Annotated in this window: 14 protein-coding genes; 3 read left to right on the top strand and 11 right to left on the bottom strand. The window is 62.5% G+C overall.

The window, feature by feature from the left end:
* Window positions 1-4 precede the first annotated feature (4 nt).
* Both AC3ISR_RS18030 and AC3ISR_RS18025 read left to right on the top strand, forming a co-directional pair.
* On the top strand, window positions 5-1,225 hold the full coding sequence (locus tag AC3ISR_RS18030) for a putative DNA modification/repair radical SAM protein (RefSeq protein WP_192296719.1): 1,221 nt from the start codon (window positions 5-7) through the stop codon (window positions 1,223-1,225).
* Entirely contained in the window at window positions 1,222-2,055 is an 834-nt protein-coding gene (locus AC3ISR_RS18025; RefSeq protein ID WP_463983513.1) for a TIGR03915 family putative DNA repair protein, read from the top strand. Before AC3ISR_RS18030 ends, AC3ISR_RS18025 begins: the two co-directional genes overlap by 4 nt.
* A gap of 170 nt (window positions 2,056-2,225) precedes the next feature.
* Here AC3ISR_RS18025 and AC3ISR_RS18020 read toward each other — a convergent pair whose 3' ends face one another.
* The 7 genes from AC3ISR_RS18020 to ctlX all read right to left on the bottom strand — a co-directional run bounded on the left by AC3ISR_RS18020 (window position 2,226) and on the right by ctlX (window position 8,119).
* A complete protein-coding gene (locus AC3ISR_RS18020) occupies window positions 2,226-2,723 on the bottom strand; it encodes an Lrp/AsnC family transcriptional regulator (protein WP_192296717.1) in 498 nt (165 codons plus the stop codon).
* A 5-nt stretch (window positions 2,724-2,728) separates the two neighbouring features.
* Entirely contained in the window at window positions 2,729-3,559 is an 831-nt protein-coding gene (locus AC3ISR_RS18015; protein ID WP_225595206.1) for an ABC transporter ATP-binding protein, read from the bottom strand.
* A gap of 3 nt (window positions 3,560-3,562) precedes the next feature.
* A complete protein-coding gene (locus AC3ISR_RS18010; protein ID WP_192296716.1) occupies window positions 3,563-4,276 on the bottom strand; it encodes an ABC transporter permease in 714 nt (237 codons plus the stop codon).
* Complete coding sequence (locus AC3ISR_RS18005) at window positions 4,273-4,974, bottom strand: ABC transporter permease (RefSeq protein WP_192296715.1); 702 nt, start codon at window positions 4,972-4,974, stop codon at window positions 4,273-4,275. Before AC3ISR_RS18005 ends, AC3ISR_RS18010 begins: the two co-directional genes overlap by 4 nt.
* A gap of 138 nt (window positions 4,975-5,112) precedes the next feature.
* A complete protein-coding gene (locus tag AC3ISR_RS18000; RefSeq protein WP_192296714.1) occupies window positions 5,113-5,892 on the bottom strand; it encodes an ABC transporter substrate-binding protein in 780 nt (259 codons plus the stop codon).
* A gap of 245 nt (window positions 5,893-6,137) precedes the next feature.
* Window positions 6,138-7,181: an ornithine cyclodeaminase gene (gene ocd / locus AC3ISR_RS17995; protein ID WP_192296713.1), complete on the bottom strand. Its 1,044-nt coding sequence runs from the start codon at window positions 7,179-7,181 to the stop codon at window positions 6,138-6,140.
* Between the two features lie 11 nt (window positions 7,182-7,192).
* Complete coding sequence (gene ctlX / locus AC3ISR_RS17990; RefSeq protein ID WP_192296712.1) at window positions 7,193-8,119, bottom strand: citrulline utilization hydrolase CtlX; 927 nt, start codon at window positions 8,117-8,119, stop codon at window positions 7,193-7,195.
* A 287-nt stretch (window positions 8,120-8,406) separates the two neighbouring features.
* Between ctlX and AC3ISR_RS17985 the strand changes: the two genes are divergently transcribed.
* Window positions 8,407-9,300: a GNAT family acetyltransferase gene (locus tag AC3ISR_RS17985; RefSeq protein ID WP_463983514.1), complete on the top strand. Its 894-nt coding sequence runs from the start codon at window positions 8,407-8,409 to the stop codon at window positions 9,298-9,300.
* 135 nt (window positions 9,301-9,435) lie between these two features.
* Here the strand turns inward: AC3ISR_RS17985 and AC3ISR_RS17980 are convergent, their stop codons facing one another.
* From AC3ISR_RS17980 to AC3ISR_RS17965, 4 genes are all read right to left on the bottom strand, one after another.
* Window positions 9,436-10,455 carry a branched-chain amino acid aminotransferase gene (locus tag AC3ISR_RS17980; protein WP_192296709.1) on the bottom strand — a complete coding sequence of 340 codons (1,020 nt, stop codon included), beginning with the start codon at window positions 10,453-10,455 and terminating at the stop codon, window positions 9,436-9,438.
* A gap of 204 nt (window positions 10,456-10,659) precedes the next feature.
* Window positions 10,660-12,036: a dihydrolipoyl dehydrogenase gene (lpdA, locus tag AC3ISR_RS17975; RefSeq protein ID WP_192296708.1), complete on the bottom strand. Its 1,377-nt coding sequence runs from the start codon at window positions 12,034-12,036 to the stop codon at window positions 10,660-10,662.
* Window positions 12,037-12,039: 3 nt separating this feature from the next.
* On the bottom strand, window positions 12,040-13,293 hold the full coding sequence (locus AC3ISR_RS17970) for a dihydrolipoamide acetyltransferase family protein (protein WP_192296707.1): 1,254 nt from the start codon (window positions 13,291-13,293) through the stop codon (window positions 12,040-12,042).
* Window positions 13,294-14,352 (bottom strand): alpha-ketoacid dehydrogenase subunit beta, encoded by a 1,059-nt coding sequence (locus AC3ISR_RS17965; protein ID WP_192296706.1) that lies wholly within the window; start codon window positions 14,350-14,352, stop codon window positions 13,294-13,296.

Genomic DNA, 14,352 nt, shown 5'->3' with positions numbered 1-14,352 from the left:
TTCCATGCAGTTGATCGAAAAACTCAGCATCCTCGCCGACGCCGCCAAGTACGACGCTTCCTGCGCCAGCAGCGGCGCGCCCAAGCGCAGTTCCGAGGGCAAGGCCGGGCTGGGCTCCACCGATGGCATGGGCATCTGCCACAGCTACACACCGGACGGGCGCTGCGTCTCGCTGCTCAAGGTGTTGCTCACCAACTTCTGCCTCTACGACTGCCAATACTGCGTCAACCGCCGCTCCAGCGACGTGCCCCGCGCACGCTTCAGCCCGGAGGAGGTGGTGACCCTCACCCTGGATTTCTACCGGCGCAATTGCGTCAGCGGGCTGTTTCTCAGCTCCGGCATCATCCGTTCCTCCGACTACACCATGGAACAGTTGGTACGCGTCGCCAAACTGCTGCGCGAGGAGCATGACTTCCGTGGCTACATCCACCTCAAGACCATTCCCGATGCCGACCCGGCGCTGATCGCCGAGGCCGGGCGCTATGCCGACCGGCTGAGCGTGAACATCGAGTTGCCCACCGAAGCCAGCCTGCAGACCCTGGCGCCGGAAAAAAAGATCGTGTCGATCAAGCAGGCCATGCAGACCATCTACACCGGCGAGCAGACCGTATTCAACGAGCCGCGCGCGCCGCGTTTCGCGCCAGCGGGGCAGAGCACGCAACTGATCGTCGGCGCCGACGACACCGACGACAGCACCATCCTGCATGGAGCCGAGGCGTTGTACGGCAGCTTCAAGCTGCGCCGCGTGTACTACTCGGCGTTCAGCCCCATCCCCAACAGCCCGAAAAGCGTACCCCTGGCCGCGCCACCGCTGATGCGCGAGCACCGCCTGTATCAAGCCGATTTCCTGCTGCGCAGCTACGGCTTCAACGCCACCGAACTGTTCAAGGGGCCCGGTCACCTGGCCCTGGATATTGATCCCAAGCTGGCCTGGGCCCTGGAAAACCGCGACGTCTTCCCCCTGGACCTCAACCGCGCCGAACCGACCTTGATCGCACGCATTCCCGGCATTGGCCTGCGCACCACCCAACGGCTGGTGGACCTGCGCCGTGAACGCAAGATCCGCTTCGAAGACCTCGCACGCATGCGCTGCGTGTTAGCCAAGGCCAAGCCGTTTTTCATCACCAGCGACTACCACCCGCAACAGGCCGACAGCACCAGCGTGCTGCTGCGCGAGCAATTGCGTGATCGTCCGCAGCCGCAGCAAATGGGCTTGTGGGGATGATCAGCCTGGAATGCGACAACCTGTTCGGCACCTGGCGCGACCAGGCGCGCTGGCTGCTCAGCCATCAGGTCGATCCCAGCCAGGTAAGCTGGGGCGAAGCCGAGGTGGCCGACCTGTTTGCCACTGACGAGCCGATCCCCGCAGGGCTTGGGCCGTTCCAGACGCGGGTGCCCAAGGCGCTGCTCGAATTGCTCGAGTCGGCCGCCTGCTATCACGGCGAGCAGCGTTGGAGCCTGTTGTATGAAGTGTTATGGCGCGTGAGTCATGGCGACCGTACGGCGATGCTGGCGGGGGACAAATTGGGCAGCGAGTTGCAGCGGCGGATCAAACAGGTCAGCCGAGAGGCGCACCACTTGCATGCGTTTGTGCGCTTTGTGGCGCTGCCGGCCGGGGCTGGGCCCGAATTGCCGGAGTACGTGGCGTGGCATGAACCGGCACACGACATCTTGAAATCTGCCAGCCAGCATTTTGTCGGGCGCATGGGGCGCCATCGCTGGATGATCGCCACGCCGTTGGACGGGGTGTATTACGACGGCGAGCAGCTGATCCACCAGCGTGAATGCCCCGAGGCGTGGCGGCAGTTGGCGCAGAATGTCGAGGACCCCCACAGTGAGATGTGGTTGACCTACTACAGCCATATCTTCAATCCGGCGCGCTTGAACCCCAAGGTGATGGAGGGGCATTTGCCCAGTCGGTTCTGGAAGAACCTGCCGGAGGGCAAGTTGATCCCGGGGTTGATCAGCGAGGCGCGCACGGGCAAGCAGAAGGACGGGCAGGCCAAACTGATTGGCGCCAAACCTGGTAAACGAATTTCAAGCGGGCACGCATAAAAATGTGGGAGCGGGCTTGTGTGGGAGTGGGCTTGTGTGGGAGCGGGCTTGCTCGCGAATACGGTGCGTCAGTCGAAACATCTTTGGCTGATACACCGCTTTCGCGAGCAAGCCCGCTCCCACACAAACCCACCCCCACAAGGGTTATGCAGTGTTTGGTGAGTTGCCTTTCAGGTCAGCTCTGTAGCGGTGTTTTTGACCACGGCCAACTCCGGATGCGCCACCAACTTATCGATATGCAACTCGTCATTGTTCAACCAGGTCTCCGTCAGCACCCGGTAATGCTCCATGTCCCGGCAGCGCATGCGCAGGCTGTAGTCGAACGGCCCGCTGATCAGTTGGCATTCGAATACCTGCGGGCAGTTTTTCACACAGGCTTCAAACGCCTTCTGCGCCGAGCGCCCACTTTGGTTGGACAAGGCCACCAGCACCAGCAGTGACAGCCCCGGCGAGACCATCTGCACATCGATGATCGCCCCGTACCCACGAATCACCCCGCGTCGCTCCAGCTTGCGCACCCGTTCCAGGCAGGGCCTGGGCGTGAGGTGCACCAGCGACGAGAGCTTTTCGTAGGTGATGCGCCCCTGGTGACGCAGCACTTCGATGATGGCTTCATCGATGCGATCCAGCGCAGGGGAGGTATGGGGTCCGTTGGCCTTGGTATCCATGGGTTTCACTTCAAACGGTTGGAAAGAAATTGCTGCAAGCGTTCGCTCTTGGGGTGGTCAAGGATCTCGGCGCCGCCTTGTTCCTCGACACGACCCTGGTGCAAGAACAGCACTTGGCTGGACACCTGGCGGGCAAAGCCCATTTCGTGGGTGACCATCAGCATGGTACGACCTTCCTCAGCCAACGTCTGTATGACTTTGAGGACTTCTCCTACAAGTTCCGGGTCGAGGGCCGAGGTGGGTTCATCGAACAGGATGATCTCCGGTTCCATGGCCAGGGCGCGGGCAATCGCCACGCGTTGTTGCTGGCCGCCCGACAGGAAGGCTGGGTATTGATCGGCGACGCGGCCCGGCAGGCCGACCTTGTCCAGGTACATCCGCGCGCGTTTTTCCGCCTCGGCGGCGCTGACGCCCAGTACCCGGCGCGGGGCCATGGTGATGTTTTCCAGCACGGTCATGTGGCTCCACAGGTTGAAGTGCTGGAACACCATGGCCAGGCGCGTGCGCAGGTTTTGCAGTTGGGCCTGGTGCGGCGCGCGGGTGCCGGCGCGACCTTGCTGCATTTCGATGCTGATGCCGTCGAGCGTGATGACCCCGGCGTCGGGTTGTTCGAGAAAGTTGATGCAGCGCAGCATCGTACTTTTACCCGAGCCGCTGGCGCCGATCAGGCTGATCACGTCGCCGTTGCGGGCGTTGAGGGACACGCCCTTGAGCACCTCGTGTTCGCCATAGCGTTTGTGGATGCCTTCGACTTGCAGCTTGACGGCGGCGGTGGCGGCTTTGGCCACGGGTACATCCAGAGGGTATGCGGCCAGGGCCTGCGCGGACTGATTCATGGGTTAGCCTCGGGTAGGAACAAGAAAGCGCATCCAGCGACGTTCGGCCAGTCGGAACAGGCCCACCAGTGCAAAGGACAGCAGCATGTAGAGCAGGGCGGCGATGCCAAAGGCCTGGAACGTGAGGAATGTCTCGGCATTGGCGTCGCGGGCCACCTTGAGGATGTCGGCGACGGTGGCGGTAAACGCCAGGGACGTCGCGTGCAGCATCAGGATCATTTCATTGCTGTAGGCCGGCAATGCGCGGCGCAGTGCGGCGGGCACCACCACAAACAGGTTCAGCCGCCAGCCGTGCAGGCCGTAGGCGCGGGCCGCTTCGATTTCACCATGGGGAATGTTGCGGATCGCCCCGGCGAAGATTTCCACGGTGTAGGCGCAGGTGTTGAGCACGAAGGCGAGCAGGGTGCAGTTCAGCGCGTTGCGGAAAAACTGGTTGAGCAGGGCGTTGTCCTGCACCACTTCCAGGCTGTACAGCCCGGTGTAGCAAATCAGCAGTTGGATATACAGCGGTGTGCCGCGAAACAGGTAGGTGTAGACCTCCACCGGCCAGCGCAGCCAGAAGTGCTCCGAGACCCGCGCGAGCGCCAGGGGGATCGACAGGCAAAAGCCGAACACCACCGAGATGATGAACAACCACAGGGTCATGGCCACGCCGGACAACCCCGCGCCATCGCTGAACAGGTAGGCCAGGCCGTATTGCTGGAACAGTTCGATCATCGCGCCATCCCCTTGATGCCGAGGTTGTAGCGCCGTTCGAGGCGCTTGAAGATGCGGTTGGACAGGGTGGTGATCACCAGATAGACCAGGCCCGCGAGGATCAGGAAATACAACGGCTCGTTGGTGGTCTTGCCGGCGTTTTGCGCGGCCTTGACCAGATCCGACAGGCCGATGATCGACACCAGCGCGGTGGACTTGAGCAGCACCAGCCAGTTATTGCCCAGGCCCGGCAGGGCAAAGCGCATCAGTTGCGGGAACAGCACCAGATGGAAGCGCTGCCAGCGACTCAGGCCGTAGGCGGTGGCCGCTTCCAGTTGGCCGACGGGTACGCTGAGGATCGCGCCGCGGAAGTTCTCGGTGAAATACGCGCCGTAGATAAAGCCCAGGGTCACCACCCCGGCGGTAAACGGGTCGATTTCAAAGTAATCCCAGCCGGCCATTTCGCTCAGGTCGTTGAGCCACAGTTGCAGGCTGTAGAAGATCAGCAGGATCAGCACCAGGTCCGGCACGCTGCGGATCAGCGTGGTGTACAGCGTGGCCGGCACCCGTAGCCATCTGACGCTGGACAGCTTGGCGCCAGCGGCGATCAGGCCCAGGACGAGGCTGAGGGCCAGGGCGAGGAACGCCAGCTTGAGCGTCATCCACGCGCCTTGGGCGAGCATGGGGCCGTAGCCTTGCAAGTTTAGGAATTCGTTCATGGAGGGAGTATCTCTGAAGGGCACAGATATCCCCCTGTGGGAGCGGGCTTGCTCGCGAAGACGGAGTGTCAGTCACTGGATGTGTGTCTGGCACATCGCCTTCGCGAGCAAGCCCGCTCCCACAGGGTCGGTGTTGGCTTACTCGTTGTAGATGTCCTGATCGCCGAAGTATTTCTTCTGGATCTGTGCGTAGGTGCCATCCGCTTGCACCGCCGCGATGCCTTTGTTGATCAGCGCGCGCAATTCCTGGTCGTTCTTGCGCAGGCCCATGGCGATGTCCAGCGGCAGGGTGGGGTCTTTGAACGCCGGGCCGGTCTTGAAGTCGGCGCCTTCCGGCTTGGACAGGAAGTTGAGTTGGGCTTCGAGCTTGTCGGTCAGGGTCGCATCAAGGCGGCCGTTCTGCAGGTCGGCATAGTTCTGGTCCTGGGACTGATACGCCTTGATCTGCGCGCCGAGCTTGGCCAGGTGTGCACGGGCGTAGGCCTCTTGCAGCGAACCTTGCAGAACGCCGACTTGCTTGCCTTTCAACGACTCGGGGGTATCGCCGAAGTCGGCGCTCTTGCGGGTGATCACCGAGGTCGGGCTGAGGAACAGGCGGTCAGTGAAGTCGATGATTTTTTCGCGGGCCGGGGTCACGGCCATGGACGACATGATGGCGTCGAACTTGCGCGCACGCAGGGCCGGGATCATGCCGTCGAATTCGTTGTGCACCCAGGTGCATTTGACTTCGAGCTTGGCGCAGATGGCGTTGCCCAGATCAATGTCGAAACCTTGCAGGCTGCCGTCGGCGGCCACGGATTCGAAGGGCGGGTATTCGGGGAAGACGCCGAAGCGGATTTCTTTCCACTCCTGGGCGTGGGCGGCGGTGGCGCACAGTGGCAACAGCAACGCAGCGAAGAGTGATCGCAGTGGAGTCATGGTGTAGTCCCTATATTTTGTAATTGATGTCAGGGCAGTAAATGAGTTGAAACAAATCGTTCTTGTTGGCGGAGAGAATGCTTCATGGTGGTGCGTTTTTTGTGTCGTTTACCCCTCGCATAAAGCGCGAATTGCGCTGTTAAAACAGGCAATGCAGCGGAATCGGCTGTGACACCCGCTGAATCGGCTTTTGCTCCTTGAATATCTGGCCCACCCTCTGCGCAAAGCGGCAGGCCAGAGCGGTCTCAGGCGCGCTTTTTCTGCTGTGCGACCGGCTGGGCCAGACGCGCAAACAGGTCTTTCGGGTCGGCCAGGTCCGGCACCAGTTCAAGGGTGCTGCCCACGTCCAGGGCGGTGGCCACATCCAGCACGTAGCGCAGCGCCGAGTAGTCTTCGATGGCAAAACCCACCGAGTCGAACAAAGTGACCTGGCGTGGGTTTTCGCGGCCGGGTTTTTGCCCGTTGATCACTTGCCACAGCTCGGTCACCGGCGAATCTTCCGGCATGTGCTGGATTTCACCTTCGATACGGCTTTGCGGCTCGTACTCGACGATCACGCGGGCACGCTCGACGATACGTCGGTCCAGCTCGGTCTTGCCGGGGCAGTCGCCGCCGACGGCGTTGAGGTGCATGCCCGGTTCGATCATGTCGTCGGTCAGGATGGTCGCGTAGGCCTTGTCGGCAGTGACAGTGGTGACGATGTCCGCGCCTTTCACTGCGTCAGCCACGCTGCTGGCCAGGATCACCTTGATTGCCGGGAACGCCTTGAGGTTGGCCGCCAGCTTGGCGGTGGCCTTGGCGTCGATGTCGAACAGGCGGATTTCATTGATGCCGAGCATGGCGTGGAAGGCCAGGGCCTGGAATTCACTCTGCGAGCCGTTGCCGATCAGCGCCATGCTGCGGCTGTTGTCCCGCGCCAGGTAGCGCGCCACCAGCGCCGACGTGGCGGCGGTGCGGATCGCGGTGGTCAGGGTCATTTCCGCCAGCAGCACCGGTTTGCCAGTGTCTACATCGCCCAGGGCGCCGAAGGCCATCACGGTGAGCATGCCGGCCTGGGTGTTTTTCGGGTGGCCGTTGACGTACTTGAAGGCGTACAGCGAGGCATCCGACACCGGCATCAACTCGATCACACCGTCCGGCGAATGGTTGGCCAGGCGTGCACACTTTTCGAAGTCCTGCCAGCGTAGGTAGTCGGCGCGGATGTACTCGGCCATTTCGGTGATGCAGGTTTGCAGGCCTTTTTGCGACACCAGGTAGCTGAGGTCATTGACGTCGATGTAACGGGTCATGGCAAGACTCCTTATTGAAATGAGGGACGGGCTGGCAGATGCACTTCCGCCAGCATGCAGCGGGCACTGCCGCCGCCGATGCGTTCGATGTTGTCGATATTCACCACCACCGGCCGGGTGTGGCGTTCCACATGCGCACGCTGCGCCGGCTGCAGGGCACCCCAGGCGCTGGCCGACATCACCAGCAGCGGTTGGCCGTCGCGGTCGTGGACTTCGAGCATGTTGCCGGCGAAGGCTTCGAGCTGGTCGAAGTCGAGGGCGAGGATGTCCTTGCCGGTGTCGCGCAGCGAGCGTTCCAGGGCCAGGCGTTCGTCGGCATCCGGCAGGGCTTGCAGGCACACCACCGAGAGGTCGCGGCCGACGCTCATCATCACGTTGCTGTGGTAGATCGGCGCGTGGTGGCGGTCGACGGCGTGGAATACGCAGAGCTGGTAGTCGAGGCGCTCGGCGAACTGGCGCAGGGCGTCGTGATGGGTGCGCCCGGAGTGGCAGGCGTAGCTGATGCGGTGCTGACGGTCGAGCACCATGCTGCCGGTGCCTTCGAGAAAGATGTTCTGTTGTTCCAGGTGGCTGAGGTCGATGGTGCTGTTGATCGCAAAGCGTTGTTCCAGCACTTGCAGCACGCCTTTGTTGCGTTCCAGCCGGCGGTTCTGGCCTTCCATCGGGTACAGCACCAGGCTGCCGTCGGCGTGGCTGCTCCACCAGTTGTTGGGGAAGATCGAGTCGGGGGTGTGGGGCGCCGGGGTGTCCTGCACCACCAGCACTTCGACACCGTGCTGGCGCAGGGTGTCGACATAGCCGTCGAACTCTTCCAGCGCTTTCTGCTGTGCACTCAGTGGGTCGGCGGGCTGGCGTTGGAAACGGTTGTTGATCGCGGTGTCCGGGTTGAAGGCAAAGCGCGCCGGGCGAATCATCAAGACGGTGTTGGTGGTTTGCATGGGTGCACGAATCCATGAGGTTGAGCTGTGGGACTATTTTGTGGGTTGTGCGGGATGAATCCCGGCTGAAACGAGGGGGCGGCTCAGCCGGGAAAGCTGAAAGGGGAGGTGGCGCGACCGAATCGGCTGCCAGCTCTGGAATGCAATCAAAAATGTGGGAGCAGGCTTGCTCGCGAATGCGGTGGATCAGCCAGCTCATCCGTTACTGACACACCGCATTCGCGAGCAAGCCCGCTCCCACATTGGTATTGTGGCGTTTGCTAAAACGCCGTCAGCCAGGAGGAATCATGCCTACCGCCGTTCGTCTCGCCCAACCCGCCGATGCCGAGGGCATCAGCCAGGTCATCCTGGCTGCCCTGCACAGCAGCAACGCGAAGGATTACCCGGCAGACGTGATCGCCCGGGTCGCGAGCAACTTCACCCCCGATGCAGTCCTGGCCTTGCTGACGCGCCGGGTGGTGCTGGTGGCGGTGCAGGACGACGTCATCGTCGCCACGGCGGCGCTGGACGCCAATGTGGTGCGTTCGGTATTCGTCAATCCGGCGCTGCAAGGGCAGGGCATTGGCCGGTTGTTGATGAACGAGATCGAACGGCGCGCCCGAGAAGCCGGGGTGACGGTATTGAACGTGCCGTCTTCACTGACGGCCGAGCCGTTCTATACCAAGCTGGGTTTTCACACCGTGCGCGATGTCTATCACGGCAACGAGCGGACGCTGGTAATGGAAAAGACGCTGCTGTCGCGCCACCCCATCGGGCCGTATCGCGACCGCCAGCACCGGGCGCAGGTGGTGGCGTTGTGGCAGGAGGCATTTGGGTATGACACGGCGCACAACCTGCCGACCCTGGCGATCGATAAGAAGCTGGCGGTCAACGATGGGCTGTTTTTTGTGGCCACGGATAAGAAGGCCGTGATCGGGACGATTCTTGCCGGTTACGACGGCCATCGTGGCTGGCTGTATTCAGTGGCGGTGCATGCCGATTATCGGCGGCATGGCCTGGGGTCTTCGCTGGTGCGCCATGCGGAACAGGCATTGACGGCCCTGGGTTGCATGAAGATCAACCTGCAGATTTCCGGCGGGAACGAGGCGGTGACGGGGTTCTACGAGGCGTTGGGGTATGGGGTGGAGCCGCGGATCAGCATGGGCAAGAAGCTTACGCAGAATATCCCTACTCAATCTTGAGAGCACTGAAAACAAATGTGGGAGCTGGCTTGCCTGCGATGGCGGTGGGTCAGTCAATTTATTCAGTAACTGACAGACCGCCATCGCAGGCAAGCCAGCTCCCACACTGGTCCTGCGGTGTTGCTGGGGCAGTGATCAGACCTTGACGATCCAACCCTCTGGCGCTTCAACATCACCGGTCTGCACGCCGGTCAGCTCTTTGTAGAGTTTCTGGGTGATCGGACCCACTTCAGTCTCGCTGTGGAACACATGCAGTTTGCCGTTGTACTGGATACCACCGATCGGCGAGATCACCGCTGCGGTACCACAGGCGCCGGCTTCCTTGAACTGGTCCAGCTGGTCGATGAACACTTCGCCCTCGACCACTTCCAGGCCCAGGCGGGTCTTGGCCAGTTCGATCAGCGACAGGCGGGTAATGCCTGGCAGTACCGAAGGCGACTTCGGCGTGATGAACTTATTGTCGTGGGTGATCCCGAAGAAGTTGGCCGAACCGACTTCCTCGATTTTCGAGTGGGTCATCGGGTCCAGGTAGATCGCGTCGGCGAAACCGGCTTTCTTCGCTTCCGAACCTGGCATCAGGCTGGCGGCGTAGTTGCCACCGACCTTGGCGGCACCGGTGCCTTGTGGCGCGGCGCGGTCGAAGGTGGAAATCTGGAAGTTGTGGGGCACCAGGCCGCCTTTGAAATAGGCGCCGACCGGGATGCAGAACACCGAGAAGATGAACTCCGGCGCGGGGCGCACGCCGATGTTGTCACCGGTGCCGATCACGAACGGGCGCAGGTACAGCGCGCCGCCGCTGCCGTACGGCGGGATGAACCGCTCGTTGGCCGCGACCACTTGTTTGCAGGCGTCGATGAACACGTCGGTCGGCACATGCGGCATCAGCAGGCGGGCGCAGCTGCGTTGCATACGGGCGGCGTTCTGGTCCGGGCGGAACAGGTTGATCGAACCGTCCTTGCAGCGGTAGGCCTTGAGACCTTCGAAGCACTGCTGGCCATAGTGCAGGGCAGTGGAGCCCTCGCTGATGTGCAGCACGTTGTCGTCGGTCAGGGTGCCTTCTTGCCATTCGCCGTTTTTCCAGACCTGGAGAAACCGCTTGTCGGTCTTGATGTAGTCAAAACCCAGCTTGTCCCAATTGATGCTTTCGTTACCCATGACACCCTCTATCTTTGGTCAAGTCGGTTTTTTTCTGAATGGGCGCAACAATACTTCATTCTTGGCTTGTGTGGGAGCCACAGGGTGGACACCTTCAGCCTCTGTATTGGCTGATCCACCGCCATCGCAGGCAAGCCAGCTCCCACATTTTGAATGCATTGCCCTGTGGGAGCCGGGCTTGCCCGCGATGGCCTCGCCTCGGTTTTACAGGTGCAACGCGTGGCCCAAGGCTCTTAACGCCGCTTCCTGCACTGCTTCGCCCAAGGTCGGATGGGCATGGATCGTGCCCGCCACATCCTCCAGGCGCGCGCCCATTTCCAGGCTCAGGCCAAAGGCGGTGGACAGCTCGGACACGCCGACGCCAACCGCTTGCCAGCCGACGATCAGGTGGTTATCGCGGCGTGCCACCACCCGCACGAAGCCGGTTTTCGACTCCAGGGTCATCGCCCGGCCATTGGCGGCGAAGGGGAAGCTCGACACGACGCAGTCCAGGCCTGCGGCCTTGGCTTCATCCGGGGTCTTGCCGACCACCACCAGTTCCGGGTCGGTAAAACACACCGCCGGGATCGCTGCCGGAGTGAACTCACGATGCTTGCCGCTGATCAGTTCGGCGACCATTTCGCCCTGGGCCATGGCCCGGTGCGCCAGCATCGGCTCGCCGCTTACATCACCGATGGCCCACACGTTGCGCATGCTGGTCTGGCAGTGCTGGTCGATCTTGATCGCGGCGCCGTTCATCTCCAGGTCCAGCGCCTCAAGGTTCCAGCCCTGGGTGTTGGGTTTGCGACCAACGGCGACCAGCACCTGATCGGTGCCCAGTGACAAGGTCTCGCCGTTCGGATCACGCACTTGCAGGCGGCCGTCGGCAAACCCGGTGACGCTGTGCTTGAGGTACAGCTTCATCCCCAGTTGCTTGAGGGATTCGTTTACCGGCGCCGTCAGCTCGGCGTCATAGGCCGGCAGGATACGATCCTGCGCCTCGACCACACTGACCTCGGCACCAAGCTTGCGGTAGGCAATCCCCAGTTCCAGGCCGATGTAACCGCCACCCACCACGATCAGCCGCTTGGGCACACGGGTCGGTGCCAGGGCTTCGGTGGACGAGATGATCGGCCCGCCAATCGGCAGCATCGGCAGGTTGACGCTTTTCGAGCCGGTGGCCAGCAGCAGGTGTTCGCAGCGGATGCGCTGGTCGCCGACATCGACGGTCTTGCCGTCGACCACGCTGGCCCAGCCGTGGATCACCTGCACTTTGTGTTTCTTGAGCAGTGCGGCAACGCCGGTGGTCAGGCGGTCAACAATGCCGTCCTTCCATGCCACGCTTTTGCGGATGTCCAATGTCGGCACATCCACATCGATACCCAGGGGCGAACCTTGGCTGAGGTGCACGGTTTGCTGGAATTGCTCGGCCACATGGATCAAGGCCTTGGACGGGATGCAGCCGATATTCAGGCAAGTCCCCCCCAGCGCCTGGCCTTCTACCAGGATGGTCGGGATGCCCAGTTGGCCGGCGCGAATCGCCGCCACATAACCGCCGGGGCCGCCGCCGATAATCAGCAGCGTCGTGTTCAACGTTTGCATGACTTACTCCAAAAACAGGCTGGCGGGTTGTTCGAGCAGGCCGCGAATGGCCTGGATGAATTGCGCCGCGTCCATGCCATCGACCACGCGATGATCGAAGGAGCTGGAGAGGTTCATCATCTTGCGCACCACGATCTGGCCCTTGATCACCATCGGCCGCTCGACGATTCGGTTGACGCCGACGATGGCCACTTCCGGCAGGTTCAGCACCGGCGTGCTGACGATGCCGCCCAACGCGCCCAGGCTGGTCAGGGTGATCGTCGAGCCGGACAGCTCGTCACGGCTGGCCTTGCCATTGCGCGCGGCGGTGGCCAAACGCGCGATCTCCTCGGCGTTGCCCCACAGGCTGCGGGCTTCAGCGTGACGCACCACTGGCACCATCAGGCCGACGTCGCTCTGGGTGGCGACGCCCACATGCACCGCGCCGAGGCGGGTGATGACCTGGGCTTCGTCGTCGTAACGCGCGTTGATCTGCGGGAAATCGCGCAGCGCAACAACCATGGCACGCACGATGAATGGCAGCAGGGTCAGCTTGCCGCGTGTGGCGCCGTGTTTTTCGTTGAGGTGCACACGCAGCTCGTCGAGGGCGGTCACGTCGATTTCTTCCACGTAGCTGAAATGCGCGGCGCGGCGGGTGGCGTCCTGCATGCGCTGGGCAATCTTGCGGCGCATGCCGATCACCGGGATCTGCTCTTCGCTGTTGCGTTCGGCATAGGGGTTGGCGGTGGCTGAAGCCTTCGCTGTGCCTTGTTGGAGGTAGGCGTCGAGGTCTTCGTGCAGGATTCGCCCGGCCGGGCCGGTGCCCTGGACCAGGCGCAACTGAATCCCGGCGTCCAATGCGTGCTTGCGCACGGCCGGGGAGGCCAGGGGACGTTCGTCGGCTGCACGGCAAACAGGTGCCGGCGCGGGTTTGCTGACAACGGCAGCCGGCGCGGGCTTGGCTTCTACCACAGGTGCCACGGGCGCCGCTTTGGGCGCCTCCTTTATCACCGGCGCGTCCTTGGCATTGCCCGCGCCTTCCACTTCAATGCTGATCAAAATACTGCCCACGGCCATGACTTCACCCGGCTCGCCGCCGAGGGCGATCACCTTGCCGTGCACCGGCGAGGGAATATCCACCATCGCCTTGTCGGTCATCACATCCGCCAGCACCTGGTCTTCAACCACCATGTCGCCGACTTTCACATGCCACACCGACAGTTCAACTTCTGCGATGCCTTCGCCAATGTCCGGCATCTTGATTACGTGCGTGCCCATTCAGACCTCCATGACCCGTTTCAACGCCGCGCCCACACGGGACGGCCCTGGGAAATACGCCCACTCTTGCGCGTGCGGGTAGGGGGTGTCCCAGCCGGTGACGCGTTCGATCGGCGCTTCCAGGTGGTGGAAGCAATGCTCTTGCACCAGCGCCACCAGTTCGGCGCCAAAGCCGCAGGTGCGGGTGGCTTCGTGCACCACCACGCAACGGCCGGTCTTTTTCACCGACTTGACGATGGTTTCCAGGTCCAGCGGCCACAGGCTGCGCAGGTCAATGACTTCGGCGTCGATGCCGGTTTCTTCGGCGGCGACTTGCGACACATACACGGTGGTGCCGTAGGTCAGCACGGTCACGGCGGAACCCGGACGCACGATGGCGGCCACGTCCAGCGGCACGGTGTAGTAACCGTCCGGCACTTGCGCTTGCGGGTGTTTCGACCACGGCGTCACCGGACGGTCGTGGTGGCCGTCGAACGGGCCGTTGTACAGGCGCTTGGGCTCGAGGAAGATCACCGGGTCGTCGTTTTCGATCGAGGCGATCAGCAGGCCCTTGGCGTCATAGGGGTTGGACGGCATCACCGTGCGCAGGCCGCAGACCTGGGTGAACACCGCTTCGATACTCTGGCTGTGGGTCTGGCCGCCGTAGATGCCGCCGCCGCAAGGCATGCGCATGGTCAGCGGCGCGGTGAACTGGCCGGCCGAGCGATAACGCAGGCGCGCGGCCTCGGAGATGATCTGGTCGGTGGCGGGATAGACGTAGTCGGCGAACTGGATCTCGGCCACCGGGCGCAGGCCGTAGGCGCCCATGCCCACTGCGACGCCGATGATGCCGCTTTCGGAGATCGGTGCGTCAAACACCCGCGAGCTGCCGTACTTGCCCTGCAAACCTTCGGTGCAACGGAACACGCCACCGAAGTAACCGACGTCCTGGCCGAACACCACCACGTTGTCGTCACGTTCGAGCATCACATCCATGGCCGAGCGCAGCGCCTGGATCATGGTCATGGTGGTGGTGGTCATGGCGGTTTCCACTTCGATACTGTTGTTGTGATCGTTCAT

Source organism: Pseudomonas sp. GL_117, from assembly GCF_057835125.1.
The sequence above is the reverse complement of the archived record's forward strand: the minus strand, read 5'-3'. Positions and strand labels throughout refer to the sequence as shown.